Source organism: Spirosoma aerolatum, from assembly GCF_002056795.1.
In the GTDB taxonomy this organism is placed as follows: domain Bacteria; phylum Bacteroidota; class Bacteroidia; order Cytophagales; family Spirosomataceae; genus Spirosoma; species Spirosoma aerolatum.
The window spans coordinates 358726-371528 of record NZ_CP020104.1 but is presented as its reverse complement, the minus strand read 5'-3'; the positions used below and the strand labels follow the sequence as shown (position 1 = coordinate 371528).

Below are 12803 nucleotides of genomic sequence, written 5' to 3'. Positions count from 1 at the left end.
ATTTCTTCATACTCATTATAATTTCCTGACTGACAACCCATTCAAAAGCCTTTTCCATAAATGCCTGGTATAACCAGTAATGCTCACTTGAGCGAGGGGTAGCAGCAATCAGATAGTTTGTGTCAATAACAACCCGCATACTTATCGACGAGTACGTTGTGACTTATTCAGGATACGATCAAAATCAGCTTGCGTGTACTTTTTTTCAGCGATAATTTTATCAACTTCTGACTCGACTAATCCATTATAATAATTCATTAGTAACTGGTGTACTTTATCCAGTTCTTCAGGCTGCATTGGCCGGTCGAAAAGACGCATCAGCGAAACTTGTACTGAATTAGGTTGGTGCATCCGAATGACATAGTATTCATCAGGTTTATTTTAGAAACAAATCTAATAAGAAAATCTGCGCTGGCCTGTTTGCAAAAAGCTATGGCTAGTTAATGGGTAAGAATAAGCATTTTAGCTCTTAAATAGTCAACCTTCCCGGCCACTTTTGTGTTTATAGAGTTGATTATAACTCTATTTATTCCCACCCAACATGGACTTTATCGACTATTACAGCGTTCTGGGCGTACCGAAAACAGCATCGGACGACGACATCAAGAAAGCCTACCGGAAACTGGCCCGGAAACACCATCCCGACCTCAATCCGAACGATGCAGAGGCCAATAAAAAATTTCAACAGATCAACGAAGCCAACGAGGTTCTGAGCGATCCTGAGAAACGTAAGAAATATGATCAGTATGGCAAAGACTGGCAACATGCCGAGCAATTTGAGCAAGCCCGGCAGCAACAACAGCAATCCCGTCAGCAGTATGCCCAAAGCGATACGGGCGACTACGATTTTTCGGATGGTTTTGGTGGCGCTGGTTTCTCCGATTTCTTTTCGTCGTTGTTCGGTCAGGAAGCTGGAGCACGGGGCGGCCGACGTACGCAGTTCAAAGGTCAGGATTATCAGGCCGATCTTCACCTGAACTTACAGGAAGCCTATACTACTCATAAGCAGACCATGACGGTGAATGGCAAAGCGATCCGCATCACGGTACCAGCGGGTATTGAGGATGGGCAGAAAATCAAACTGGCGGGTTATGGTGCGCCGGGTGTAAACGGTGGACCAAACGGCGATTTGTACATTACCTTCGTCATTGACGAAGATCCCCGCTACAAACGAAAAGGCAATGATCTGTACATTAATGAAGAGATCGACTTGTACACGGCTCTGCTGGGCGGAGAGCGCGTGGTCGATACAATGGGCGGAAAGGTCAAGCTAACGGTGAAGCCCGAAACGCAAAATGGCACCAAAGTGCGACTGAAAGGCAAAGGGTTTCCCGTATATAAGCAAGACGGCAATTTCGGTGATCTCTACATTACCTGGCAAGTGAAACTCCCTACTAACCTGACCGATCAGCAGAAAGAGCTGTTCCGCCAGTTATCAACCCTTTAACACCTTGACCTATGCAAACCCAGCATCTGATATCCGTTCTTGACTTCTGTACTTATCACCACATTGAAATTACATTTGTGGAGACACTGGCCGATAACGGACTGATCGACATAACCACCGTTGAACAGGCTACGTATGTACAGCCAGAGCAACTGGGCCGATTGGAGAAATTTGTTCGCCTGCATCAGGACTTAGCCATTCATGCCGAGAATATGGACGTAGTAAATGATCTCCTGGATCGTGTCGAGAGCCTTCAGCATGAACTCAGGCAGGTACGTAACCGATTGATTTTCTACGAGTCAGGTCAACGATAAAGCATAACTAACCAATACGTAAAATGGTCAGGAATAGCCCTTTCTGGCCATTTTACGTATTTCTTCTCTCAACAAAAAGGTTATCTCGTTTCTGATGAAACAAAGCACCTATTTAACGCGCCTGCTTATCACATTGATTGCTCTTGGAGCCTCGCTGACCGCCTGTCAGCAACAAGCTAAACATACCGAATCAGCCTCGGCAGAGGACTCATCGACGGCAAAATCAGCTACGCAACCCGATACGTTATGCTTTCAGCAGATAGAAGGGAAAGACTCGACGCTGTTGCAAGTAGTCAGAAATGGATCAGCTATAACAGGTCGATTAGACGTACTCCCTTTTGAGAAAGATCGAGCTTCAGGAACACTAAAGGGAACAGAATCCGGCAATCAGATCACGGCTGACTGGCAACGTTCGGGCGAAGGGATGACACAAATCTATGAAGTAGTCTTCACCCTGACAGGCAATTCCATTACCTGGCGGGAAGGGGAACGTATTGAAAAACATGGAAAGTGGATTTTGAAAGACCCTGCCCAAGGCTACGACTACACGCTGATGAAAACAGATTGCCACTGAATCAAGCTTTTTTTTGTTGGTTTATCCTAAATTGGTCAAAACAAACGTCTGTTGTCAGATGCTGGCTCCTACCCGTTTTTACCAACTTCTTTTCTTCGCCTTTTTTATGAACGCTGCCATGGCGCAAATGCCCAAACGTCCTCGCGACTATGGAATCCGGTTTGGTGTATTGCCAACGGGGCCACTCAATGCTATCACCGATGTGCCAGGTGTTCGGGTAGGCCAGGTTACACTTAAACAAGGTCCGAACGTTCGAACAGGTGTGACCGCCATCCTGCCTCACGAGGGAAACCAGTTTCAGCAGAAAAGTCCGGCAGCCATCTACATCGGCAATGGTTTTGGAAAACTTACAGGTTTCAGTCAGGTGGACGAACTGGGCACCCTCGAAACGCCCATCGTGCTGACGAATACACTCAGCGTTCCTACAGCCGCCGACGCACTGATCGACTATACACTATCACAACCGGGCAACGAACAGGTGCGCTCCGTAAACTCGGTAGTGGGCGAAACCAACGACGGGTTTCTAAACGACATTCGTGGGCGACACGTTACCAAACAACATGTGCTGGATGCGCTCAAACAAGCCAAATCGGGGCCAGTTGAGGAAGGGAATGTAGGGGCAGGCACCGGCACCGTTTGCTTTGGTTTCAAAGGAGGAATAGGCACAGCGTCGCGTAAGCTACCTGCTTCATTGGGTGGTTATACCGTCGGTGCATTAGTGCAGACTAATTTCGGTGGTGTACTGCAAATTGCGGGCGTTCCCGTCGGAGTAGCCCTAGGAAAATATTCGTTCAAAGAAAACCTTGATGGCTCCTGTATGATGGTTGTCCTGACCGATGCGCCATTGGATGCCCGTAACCTCAAACGACTAGCCAAGCGTGCCTTTATGGGGCTCGCCCAAACGGGTGGTATTGCCTCCAACGGTAGTGGCGACTACGTAATTGCGGTATCGACCGCCTATCGCATTCCCCATGACACCAGCAGCCCGTTCGATGACCTAAAACTGCTGCGAAACGACAACACTTCACCCCTATTTCTAGCCGCTATTGAAGCGACAGAAGAGGCCATTACTAATTCACTATTTGCCGCGCAAACGCTTACCGGCGACCAGGGGCATCGGGTTGAACAATTGCCTGTCGATAAAGTGATTGAGATAGTAAAGAAAGCAGGGCAGGCTAAGTAAGCCGTTCTATCCCAATTGTGTCTGTCGCCTACTGATAACCCACCGAACAAATCCATACACGATCAGGCCTAAAACAACGGCAAAAGCAGCCCATTTCAGATTGGTCAATACCGAACAGATCGACGCTACTGCGGTTGAGGTTTCAGGATAGCATTTGAGCAAATACACGATGCAGAGATTCTCCAGCAGATCGAATGCCCAAATCCAGATCGGAACAATATTCACAAACTGGAATGGTGCGTAGCTTCGGTTTCGAAATAGCAGCGAAAGAATTATGCACAATAGAAATGTATAAATAAGCGGATAGGCCAGATCATCCGTCAATTCTCCCCTGGCGTACAACGCACGAGCCTCTGGACCATACTCAGACACCATCTGCATAACTCGGCCTGGGTCATACCCAATCAGCAAATCGATTGGCCCCAGTGACTTACCAGCCAACGCATTCATGTCAGCTTCGAGGTGTTTAAAGATATAGGCCGGGAACGGGATGTAAAGAGCTAATCCCAGCAAAAGCGTTTTCCAGGACGCAATTCGGTAGAAGAAGGAAGAGAGTGCAGGTAACATGGTTATGAAAAGAGGTTAAGGCCAAAAGCAAAACCGCGATTTACTTTACTGGTACTTAACCTCTTACGATACCTACGGCGTTATACTTTAGACGCTGCCGAACCTAGGAATGCCTATTCTCAGCGACACGCCACAAGATAGCTGCCAGACCTAAAAAGGCGACAGCACCCAACAGCTCATAGCCTCCTTCGCCCAAAGCGCCTGCCAAAGCTGGCTCAACGGTTAGTGATATCAAGACGTTATAAACGGATTCGTTCACCGACAATAGCGCAACGACTACACCGGCCAGCGCTCCTCCGGCAACTAAGCCTGTAGCAAACAGATTCCCTTTCCCAAGATCAGCATCTTCTTCTACGATTCCTTTACGCTTGGCATTCCAGTCGACGATGGCTTTCACCAGGCCACCCGCAAAAATGGGCAGCGTGGTCGAAAGCGGCAGATAAAGCCCTACAGCAAAAGCTAAGGCACTTACCCCAACCAGCTCGAAAACAAAGGCAATAAAAGCCCCGGCCAGTACAAATTGCCAATCCAGATTAAACGAGAGCAACCCTTTGATGAGCGTAGCCATCAACGTGCCCTGTGGAGCAGGAAATTTATCGGAACCAATCGCATGGGTAATCCCCTGCGCCACTAAATCCGGTGTAGGCGTATCCAGAATTTTGACCGTGGCCCCAACCACCAGCGACGAAACAATAACGCCGATAAACAACGCCATCTGCTGATATTTTGGCGTAGCCCCGACCAGATAACCTGTTTTCAAATCCTGCGAGGTTCCTCCGGCATTGGCAGCCGCTACGCAAATCATACTGCCTACTACCAGTACGGCTGGCTCATAGAGTTTGCCCGTAAGCCCAAAGCCGATAAATACCAGCGACGTACCCATTATGGTGGCAATGGTCATGCCCGACACAGGCGACGAACTTGACCCAATCAAACCCACAATCCGGCTGGCCACCGTAACGAAGAAAAAACCGAAAACAATGACCAGTATGGCAATGAGTAATTTAGTCAGGACAGAATCGCCCGGAATTTGCGGGAGTATGACCATAAGGGCCGCCAAGGCGATACTACCGATAACGACAATCCGAACGTTCAGATCCTGCTCAGTACGGGCGGTACGGTTGCTTTCGCTCATGTTTTCTTCCTGCTCCATGGCCGTAACCGACGATCGGCTGAAACTCTGCCGAAACGACGACACAATGGTCGGAATGGTTTTGATCAGAGTCATAAACCCACCAGCCGTAACCGCACCGGCACCAATTTGGCGGATATACGCCCGGTAGATGGCTACGGCTGTATCGTTAAAGCTATGCGTTGTGGGATTCCACCCACCGGGGCCACCTGCGGTCTGAAGATTCGCCAGATAACCCAGTTTTTGCAATTGTAAGGCAATGGTGTCACCAGGTACAACCGATGCCAGTAACGGAATCAGGCCGAGCCAGGCCAGAATACCACCCCCCACCAGCACCGCCGAGATCCGAAAGCCGATGATGTAGCCTACGCCTAGATACTCTGGTGTGATTTCACCGGCTACCTGTGCCGACGGAAAATAGCGGTTGGCCTGTCTGGTAGCCCAAACGGGGACTTCGGCAATTACATGCAGTACCTTTTGCAGAAACGCATACAACAGTGCTACGCCTAATCCCTGATACGCGGTTTTGGCAAAATCACCCCCTTTTTCACCTGCAATCAGTACGGAAGCACAGGCTGTTCCTTCAGGATAAGGGAGCGTTCCGTGTTCCTGCACAATCAGAGACCGACGCAGTGGAATCATCATAAGCGTTCCGATCAATCCGCCCAGAATAGCCAGGGTCAGAATGGTCCAGTAATTAAAAAAGTCGGCCCCGCTCCCATTCGTCAGGAACAGAAATCCCGGCATTGTAAACACCACCCCCGAGGCAATACTTTCTCCAGCCGACCCTGTTGTCTGAATGATGTTGTTTTCCAGAATGGTTGTATTCAGAAACTTCCGGCCGAGCGAAATGGACAATACAGCAATCGGAATGGAAGCGGATACAGACAAACCCGCTTTGAGTGATAAATAAACGGTGGCCGCTCCGAACAATACGCCAAATACGGCCCCGGTAATAACGGCCTTGAGCGTAAATTCTGCGGGTGATTGACTGGCAGGAACGAAGGGTTTATGAACAGCGGCTGTTTTGGCCATAGTTGTTGACTTTGTGATACGTAACGGGTAAGCATCACAAAGTACGCTTTTCTTCAATCCTACCGAAGCGATTCCTCGATTTTACTGCAAAACCCGCGTGGTGTATCGATCCACAACATCGCTGGGATGAATCTCCAGCACATTGGCTAGCACCAGCAGCACAAGCGTTCGGGAAGCTATCCGACGCGATATGCCCGCTATAGAGGCAAATAAATCGACCGTAATACTATTGTGTTCTCCCAGATGCTGCATCAGCATACGCTCCTTTTCGCCATAGCTGAAGCGAATGTTTCGTTCGGCCTGCTCGCCTTTCAAAATCTCGCGCACTTCGCGGCTGGCCTGCACCGACTTATCCCCTACGCGTACGTAGGCCTTTTTATCATCAGGATTGGCAGGGTCGGGAATGATGTAATGGGGGCGTGTGGGGCTGCGCGGCACGCGAATCACAAGCACTTCGCGCTCGTCGTAAAGTTGTACACGCTCGATGGTGTAGGAAATTCGCGGAAAACAATATTTGTTGATAGCCCGGACGAGCAGGTATTCGTCCTCATCGGCATATTTCAATCCCGGAATCGACTTGTCGTCAGCGACGCCGATGAGCATGATACCGCCATTTGTATTAGCGAAGGCTACCACGCCCCGAATGATTTTCTCGGGATGATTTGTTTTCAGCTTGAACTCTAAATTGCTACCCTCTCCCCGTTTAACCAGGTTCTTGAGTGCCTGATAGTCCATAACCGATGGGTTCATCTGGTGAGCACCGAATTGCGATAAAGATACGGCTTTTCTCTAAACTTGCAAGACGATCACCGACATCTCTATTTTTCGTTAAAAACTGTGCCGATCTGTCTCAACTTTTCGACTCAGCAAACCGTTAGCAAGAAATAAGACGTACGAAAAAGCAGTAGTCTTTTTACTAATTCTAATCAGATAACATAAAAATGCTGGTAAACGTTGCGTTGGTTTTAGGGACTTTCCTGTTCATGGAAGGTGTTGCATGGTTTACACATAAGTACGTGATGCATGGCTTCCTATGGAGCTGGCACCGCGATCATCACAATCATCATCAAGGCTTTTTTGAGCGAAACGATTTATTCGCAGTAGTGTTTAGCCTGACGGCAATAGGCCTGATTTTAATTGGTGTAGAAGTCCCGGCACTAAGCTTTTTAACCTGGATTGGGGCGGGTGTTACGCTCTATGGGTTCTTCTATTTTGTCTTTCACGATGTTATCGTTCATCGGCGGGTAAAAGTAAAAATCAACACCGACGGACGATATATGCAGCGGATTATGCGGGCACACTATATTCACCATAAAGTGCACACGAAAGAGGGGGCCGAAGCCTTCGGCTTTTTATACGCACCTAAAAAATACGATCGGCCGGTGAAGAGTAAAAAATAAAGCGCCAGCCTGCCGCATCACCACGCTATAAAAAAGGCGTAACCCTCGTGAATGGATTACGCCTTTTTTATTTGGAATAGCTCGAACAACTCAGTATTCATCTTCATTGAAGAAGAAGTCGTCTTTGGTTGGATAATCTGGCCAGATTTCTTCAATACTTTCGTAAGGCTGACCGTCATCTTCGAGCTCCTGTAAATTTTCAACTACTTCGAGGGGCGCACCAGAGCGAATTGAATAGTCAATCAACTCATCTTTAGTGGCAGGCCAGGGGGCATCTTCCAGGTAAGACGCAAGTTCGAGTGTCCAGTACATAGTGTGTTCGTCTTTTATGTCTATTTTTTTAATAAGGGTGCAAAAGTAAAAAAACCGTTAATATGCAAGCTATTTTACGCAAAAATGTTCGTTACCGTTGCTCCCATTGGGATTTAGGCGATTAACGCGAAATTATTTCTTTTGTTTCAAGTTAAAAATGTACTCTTTAAAGTTCCAGGTTGCCAGTTCTACTTAGTGCTTCCCTAGGCTGGCACCCCAAACGTTAAAACCGAAAAGTATGCTCGTCGAAATCTGTGCTTATTCCCTTACGTCCTGCCTAACCGCTCAACAGGCTGGCGCCGGACGAATCGAACTATGTGGTGGCCTTCCCGAAGGTGGTACTACCCCCAGTGCTGGGCTTATCCAACTAGCGCGAAAGCAGGTAGACATTCCTCTGTACGTTATGATTCGACCAAGGGGAGGTGATTTTCTGTATTCCGATCATGAACTGGACGTTATGAAAGCCGATATACAGATGGCTAAATCATTAGGAGCCAATGGCCTTGTACTCGGCTTGCTGAATGCCGATGGTACGGTTGACGAGGAGCGAACAAGTCACCTGATCGAATTAGCCAGCCCATTGCCTGTTACATTCCACCGGGCTTTCGACATGACCCGTGACCCGCTTGACGCGTTGGAAGCTGTGATCCGAACCGGTGCCGAACGCATTCTTACATCGGGTCAGCAACCGACCGCAGAGCAAGGTATAGATGTGCTTCGGCAGCTTACCCAACAGGCAGCCAGACGCATCGAAATTATGGCAGGGGCCGGGGTTAATGCCAGCAATGCAGCCCGATTGATCGAAGCCGGTGTGGATGCCTTACATCTGAGTGGTGGTCAGAAAGAAGATAGTCTCATGCGTTATCGGCAGCCGTCTGTATCCATGGCATCAGCTATTCCTGGCGAATACGACCATATAGAAGCGAATACAGAAAAAATCCGAGCAGTGATCCAAATCACCGCGTTACAGAACAATAGCCCGGTTACCTGAAATAAATACCCGATCGTTAAAAACCAGTTTAAGAGCCTGTGAAAGCACTATTTTTTCGACGTCCTTACCTTCCGTAGCCATATCGGCGGCTGTATGCCGATGATCTACTTCTTTCACATTCTGAGCAATAATAGGGCCTTCATCCAGGTCATTGTTGACAAAGTGAGCCGTTGCCCCGATAATTTTAACTCCTCGTTCATAAGCCTGTCGGTAGGGATTAGCCCCAATGAAAGCGGGTAAAAACGAGTGGTGTATGTTGACAATTCGATTCGGAAAATGATTCACAAATTCGGGTGTTAGTACCCGCATATATTTGGCCAGCACTACGTATTCGGGTTCATAAATCGCCATAGTTCGCAGAATAGCCGCTTCGTGTTCTTCGCGGGTTTTACCCTCATGCGAAATGTAATGGAAAGGTATGCCAAACTTGCTGACCAGCGGTTGTAAAACATTATAATTACTGACAACGGCTAGAATATCGGCATCAAGTTCATCAAACGCGTAGCGAATCAGCAGTTCACCCAGGCAATGGTGCTCTTTCGTAACCATAACGACAATAGCTTTTTTTCGCTTCGGATTTAGCCGAAACATAATTTTTTCGCTATTGGCCGAATCGGGCAGCGTCGTTTTTAGCTCATGCAATAAGGCATCATTATCAAACGTGCCTTCAAATTCGGTGCGCATAAAAAACTGTCCGGATGGACTTACATATTCGTCATTGTGGATAATATTCAGATTGTGCCGAAACAGTATACCCGTTACATGATAAATCAGGCCTTTACTATCGGGCCCGTCCATGAGTAATATATGCTTGTCTGACTGAGTCATACTTCCTTTTGAATAAATTGACTAAAAGTAGCGATTACCAACGGTTTATTCCTTTATTTTGGGCCATAAGCCTTCATCCCATGGTAAATCGACGTCGTTTTCTGACGCTTAGCTCACTAGCTGGTCTGCTTCCATCATTCTCGTTTCGCTCGCCACAATCGCCTGTTGATAAGGCAGCCATTACACCTTTATCAACTAACTCTACACCTGCTACTAAGGGCCCACTGATCATATCTACCTGGAAGCAGCCTAAAGCAAATGCTGCCGCACAAGCGGTATTAGACAAGGAAGGCCGAGCCCTAGATGCTGTAGAAGCAGGCGTTCGCGTGCCCGAAGCCGACCCAAACGACATGAGTGTGGGCTATGGCGGACGACCTGACCGCGACGGGCGCGTTACTCTGGATGCCTGCATCATGGATGAAAAAGGGAATGCAGGATCGGTCACTTTTCTGGAACATATCATGCATCCTATTTCGGTAGCCCGTGCTGTTATGGAAAAAACCCCCCACGTCATGCTTAGTGGCGAAGGCGCGTTGAATTTTGCGATTTCGCAAGGCTTCAAGAAAGAAAATCTACTAACCCCAAAAGCCGAAAAAGAATGGCGTGAGTGGCTCAAAACGGCCAAATACAAACCCATCGCCAATATTGAACGGCATGATACCATCGGCATGTTGGCGATCGACGGTCTGGGTAACATTTCGGGGGCCTGCACAACGAGTGGACTAGCCTATAAGATGCGTGGACGAGTAGGTGATTCGCCTATCATCGGAGCAGGTTTGTTTGTTGACAACGAAATTGGTGGGGCCTGTGCCACGGGCTTAGGCGAATTAGTTATGCGTACCTGTGGCTCGTTTCTGGTAGTTGAATTGATGCGCCAGGGTCGAACACCCCAGCAAGCTTGTGAAGAAGCGGCCATGCGTATCGTTAAAAAGCAGGATTACAAAGACATACAGGTTGGGTTCATCGCCATTAATAAGCAGGGAGACTATGGAGCTTACAGCATTCAGCCAGGTTTCAATTACACCCTATCGCACCAAAAGAAAACACAGGTTACCGACGCAAAATCATATTTGAAATAAACAAGTTTTTCTTTTATTGTTTATAGTACTTAATTGCCGTCCCAAATCGGCATTATCCGTACTGAACTATTAAAATTGAGAAAACATTGGAATCGGGATTTTCAACATCGAAGCGGAAACTCCTACTCGAAATCGCCTGGGAGGTATGTAATCAGGTAGGAGGAATTTATACGGTTATCCGGTCGAAAGTGCCAGCAATGGTCGAAAAATGGGATGATAACTATGTGGCTCTTGGCCCTTATTTCCCGCAACGATCGGCTGCCGAATTTGAACCCATCACTGACGCTGACGAAACAGAAATTGGGCAAACTGTCCGAAAAATGCGACAGTTAGGCTACGGAGTAGAATACGGTTACTGGCTCGTTACGGGCCGCCCCAGGGTGGTTCTGTTCGATATTAATAGTATCAGTGTTGAACAGCTCAATGAGATCAAAACGCAGTTGTGGCTGAAGCACCAGCTTTCTACCCTGAATGTCGAAGACCTTGTGAATCAGACCATTGCTTTTGGCGAAATGGTCCGATTGTTTATTACGCTCCTCGCCGAAGATCACGCTCGTCGGGTCGATTTTGTTGCGCATTTTCATGAGTGGATGGCCAGTACTGGTCTGCCCGACTTACGTCGCGACAATGTTAAAGTAGCCACGGTCTTTACCACGCATGCTACGATGCTCGGACGGTATCTGGCGCAGAACGAATCCGGTTTCTACGGCAAGCTTCCCTTCTTCGACTGGAAGCGTGAAGCTCAGCATTATGGTATTGAGACCCAGGCAACTATCGAGCGACTGGCGGCTCTGCAATCGCACGTGTTTACGACAGTGAGTGATGTAACGGCCCGCGAGTGTGAAGTTTTCCTGGGCCGAAATCCTGATCTGGTTCTGCCTAATGGCCTAAACGTTACCCGATTTGCTGCCGTTCACGAATTTCAGAATCTACACGTCCAGTACAAGCAGAAGATTCATGAGTTTGTGATGGGGCATTTTTTTCAGAGCTATTCGTTCGATCTGGAAAAAACACTGTACTTCTTCACTTCGGGTCGCTTCGAGTTTTCCAATAAAGGCTATGACCTGACGCTCGAAGCCCTTGCCCGATTGAATTACCGAATGCGTCAGGCCAACATGGATACCACGATTGTGATGTTTATGGTTACCAAACAGCCGTACACATCCATCAATCCTGACGTTCTTCATTCGCGTGCGTTACTCGATGAAATCCAGGATACCTGCGAAAGTATTGAGAAACAGGTTGGCGAACGGCTCTTTCATGCGGCTGCATCCAATACGCAAAGTACAACGCTCCCTGATCTGAACAGCTTTGTTGATGAGTATTGGCGGCTTCGTCTCCGTCGGACAGTACAAAGCTGGAAAACAAAACATCTTCCACCTTTTGTCACGCACAATCTGGTACAGGAAGATGATATGACCCGCTTTATCCGGCAGGCCAATCTGGTCAATAATGAATATGACCGGGTTAAGATCGTTTATCACCCCGATTTTATTGCTTCTACAAATCCCTTGTTTGGCCTGGATTATAGCCAGTTTGTTCGAGGATGTCACCTTGGCATATTCCCAAGCTATTACGAGCCGTGGGGCTATACGCCATTAGAATGCGTAGTGCGCGGCATTCCAACCGTTACGAGCGACCAGTCGGGCTTTGGCGATTTCATCATGCAAATCATGCGTGACTACGAAAACCGGGGTATTTATGTGATCAACCGCCGAACGCAGTCGTTCAACGAAGCCGCCGACCAACTGGCCGACGTACTTTACCGTTTTGTCAGAATGGCGCAGCGCGACCGTATCAAACAACGAAATCTGGTCGAAAGCATTGCCGACGTATTTGACTGGAGCAGCCTCCGCTCGTATTACGATACAGCCCATGACCTGGCGCTAAAGCGGAAGAAACCCTAATTTTATGTATGGTGTATGATATACGATGTATGTC

At 48.0% G+C, this 12803-nt stretch carries 14 protein-coding genes; 8 read left to right on the top strand and 6 right to left on the bottom strand.

The window, feature by feature from the left end; translation table 11 throughout:
• Nucleotides 1-141 precede the first annotated feature (141 nt).
• Nucleotides 142-318, bottom strand: a complete 177-nt coding sequence (locus tag B5M13_RS01555) for a hypothetical protein (RefSeq protein ID WP_155297159.1) — start codon at nucleotides 316-318, stop codon at nucleotides 142-144.
• 223 nt (nucleotides 319-541) lie between these two features.
• Here B5M13_RS01555 and B5M13_RS01550 point away from each other — a divergent pair, with 223 nt between their 5' ends.
• The 4 genes from B5M13_RS01550 (at nucleotide 542) to B5M13_RS01535 (ending at nucleotide 3518) form a co-directional block, all read left to right on the top strand.
• Nucleotides 542-1447 (top strand): DnaJ C-terminal domain-containing protein, encoded by a 906-nt coding sequence (locus tag B5M13_RS01550; protein ID WP_080053990.1) that lies wholly within the window; start codon nucleotides 542-544, stop codon nucleotides 1445-1447.
• 11 nt (nucleotides 1448-1458) lie between these two features.
• Nucleotides 1459-1761 carry a chaperone modulator CbpM gene (locus tag B5M13_RS01545; protein ID WP_080053989.1) on the top strand — a complete coding sequence of 101 codons (303 nt, stop codon included), beginning with the start codon at nucleotides 1459-1461 and terminating at the stop codon, nucleotides 1759-1761.
• Nucleotides 1762-1855: 94 nt separating this feature from the next.
• On the top strand, nucleotides 1856-2335 hold the full coding sequence (locus B5M13_RS01540) for a hypothetical protein (protein WP_080053988.1): 480 nt from the start codon (nucleotides 1856-1858) through the stop codon (nucleotides 2333-2335).
• Between the two features lie 106 nt (nucleotides 2336-2441).
• Entirely contained in the window at nucleotides 2442-3518 is a 1077-nt protein-coding gene (locus B5M13_RS01535) for a DmpA family aminopeptidase (protein ID WP_080059751.1), read from the top strand.
• Nucleotides 3519-3524: 6 nt separating this feature from the next.
• On the opposite strand, the gene B5M13_RS01530 is transcribed toward B5M13_RS01535, so the two are convergent.
• The 3 genes from B5M13_RS01530 to B5M13_RS01520 all read right to left on the bottom strand — a co-directional run bounded on the left by B5M13_RS01530 (nucleotide 3525) and on the right by B5M13_RS01520 (nucleotide 7002).
• Complete coding sequence (locus B5M13_RS01530; RefSeq protein WP_080053987.1) at nucleotides 3525-4085, bottom strand: hypothetical protein; 561 nt, start codon at nucleotides 4083-4085, stop codon at nucleotides 3525-3527.
• A 103-nt stretch (nucleotides 4086-4188) separates the two neighbouring features.
• Complete coding sequence (locus tag B5M13_RS01525; RefSeq protein ID WP_080053986.1) at nucleotides 4189-6252, bottom strand: OPT family oligopeptide transporter; 2064 nt, start codon at nucleotides 6250-6252, stop codon at nucleotides 4189-4191.
• Between the two features lie 81 nt (nucleotides 6253-6333).
• The gene (locus B5M13_RS01520; protein WP_080053985.1) at nucleotides 6334-7002 is read right to left on the bottom strand and encodes an AlbA family DNA-binding domain-containing protein; all 669 of its coding nucleotides are present in this window, start codon (nucleotides 7000-7002) and stop codon (nucleotides 6334-6336) included.
• Between the two features lie 191 nt (nucleotides 7003-7193).
• On the opposite strand from B5M13_RS01520, the gene B5M13_RS01515 reads away from it, so the two are divergent.
• Entirely contained in the window at nucleotides 7194-7652 is a 459-nt protein-coding gene (locus tag B5M13_RS01515) for a sterol desaturase family protein (RefSeq protein WP_080053984.1), read from the top strand.
• Between the two features lie 90 nt (nucleotides 7653-7742).
• Here B5M13_RS01515 and B5M13_RS01510 read toward each other — a convergent pair whose 3' ends face one another.
• Nucleotides 7743-7964: a DUF2795 domain-containing protein gene (locus tag B5M13_RS01510; protein WP_009284883.1), complete on the bottom strand. Its 222-nt coding sequence runs from the start codon at nucleotides 7962-7964 to the stop codon at nucleotides 7743-7745.
• 238 nt (nucleotides 7965-8202) lie between these two features.
• On the opposite strand from B5M13_RS01510, the gene B5M13_RS01505 reads away from it, so the two are divergent.
• A complete protein-coding gene (locus tag B5M13_RS01505; protein WP_080053983.1) occupies nucleotides 8203-8955 on the top strand; it encodes a copper homeostasis protein CutC in 753 nt (250 codons plus the stop codon).
• Here the strand turns inward: B5M13_RS01505 and purU are convergent.
• Complete coding sequence (purU, locus tag B5M13_RS01500) at nucleotides 8929-9783, bottom strand: formyltetrahydrofolate deformylase (RefSeq protein ID WP_080053982.1); 855 nt, start codon at nucleotides 9781-9783, stop codon at nucleotides 8929-8931. The two genes, B5M13_RS01505 and purU, sit on opposite strands and share 27 nt — an antisense overlap.
• Before the next feature lie 80 nt (nucleotides 9784-9863).
• Here purU and B5M13_RS01495 point away from each other — a divergent pair, with 80 nt between their 5' ends.
• Both B5M13_RS01495 and B5M13_RS01490 read left to right on the top strand, forming a co-directional pair.
• Complete coding sequence (locus B5M13_RS01495) at nucleotides 9864-10862, top strand: isoaspartyl peptidase/L-asparaginase family protein (protein WP_080053981.1); 999 nt, start codon at nucleotides 9864-9866, stop codon at nucleotides 10860-10862.
• An 86-nt stretch (nucleotides 10863-10948) separates the two neighbouring features.
• Nucleotides 10949-12769 carry a glycosyltransferase gene (locus tag B5M13_RS01490; RefSeq protein WP_080053980.1) on the top strand — a complete coding sequence of 607 codons (1821 nt, stop codon included), beginning with the start codon at nucleotides 10949-10951 and terminating at the stop codon, nucleotides 12767-12769.
• Nucleotides 12770-12803: the final 34 nt, after the last annotated feature.

What these genes read in the sequence shown, in the direction of transcription:
- B5M13_RS01510 (WP_009284883.1), bottom strand. Translation starts at nt 7,964, where the DNA reads ATGTACTGGACACTCGAACTTGCGTCTTACCTGGAAGATGCCCCCTGG.
- B5M13_RS01525 (WP_080053986.1), bottom strand. Translation starts at nt 6,252, where the DNA reads ATGGCCAAAACAGCCGCTGTTCATAAACCCTTCGTTCCTGCCAGTCAA.
- B5M13_RS01555 (WP_155297159.1), bottom strand. Translation starts at nt 318, where the DNA reads ATGCGTCTTTTCGACCGGCCAATGCAGCCTGAAGAACTGGATAAAGTA.
- B5M13_RS01530 (WP_080053987.1), bottom strand. Translation starts at nt 4,085, where the DNA reads ATGTTACCTGCACTCTCTTCCTTCTTCTACCGAATTGCGTCCTGGAAA.
- B5M13_RS01540 (WP_080053988.1), top strand. Translation starts at nt 1,856, where the DNA reads ATGAAACAAAGCACCTATTTAACGCGCCTGCTTATCACATTGATTGCT.
- purU (WP_080053982.1), bottom strand. Translation starts at nt 9,783, where the DNA reads ATGACTCAGTCAGACAAGCATATATTACTCATGGACGGGCCCGATAGT.
- B5M13_RS01495 (WP_080053981.1), top strand. Translation starts at nt 9,864, where the DNA reads ATGGTAAATCGACGTCGTTTTCTGACGCTTAGCTCACTAGCTGGTCTG.
- B5M13_RS01505 (WP_080053983.1), top strand. Translation starts at nt 8,203, where the DNA reads ATGCTCGTCGAAATCTGTGCTTATTCCCTTACGTCCTGCCTAACCGCT.
- B5M13_RS01550 (WP_080053990.1), top strand. Translation starts at nt 542, where the DNA reads ATGGACTTTATCGACTATTACAGCGTTCTGGGCGTACCGAAAACAGCA.
- B5M13_RS01515 (WP_080053984.1), top strand. Translation starts at nt 7,194, where the DNA reads ATGCTGGTAAACGTTGCGTTGGTTTTAGGGACTTTCCTGTTCATGGAA.
- B5M13_RS01545 (WP_080053989.1), top strand. Translation starts at nt 1,459, where the DNA reads ATGCAAACCCAGCATCTGATATCCGTTCTTGACTTCTGTACTTATCAC.
- B5M13_RS01520 (WP_080053985.1), bottom strand. Translation starts at nt 7,002, where the DNA reads ATGAACCCATCGGTTATGGACTATCAGGCACTCAAGAACCTGGTTAAA.
- B5M13_RS01535 (WP_080059751.1), top strand. Translation starts at nt 2,442, where the DNA reads ATGAACGCTGCCATGGCGCAAATGCCCAAACGTCCTCGCGACTATGGA.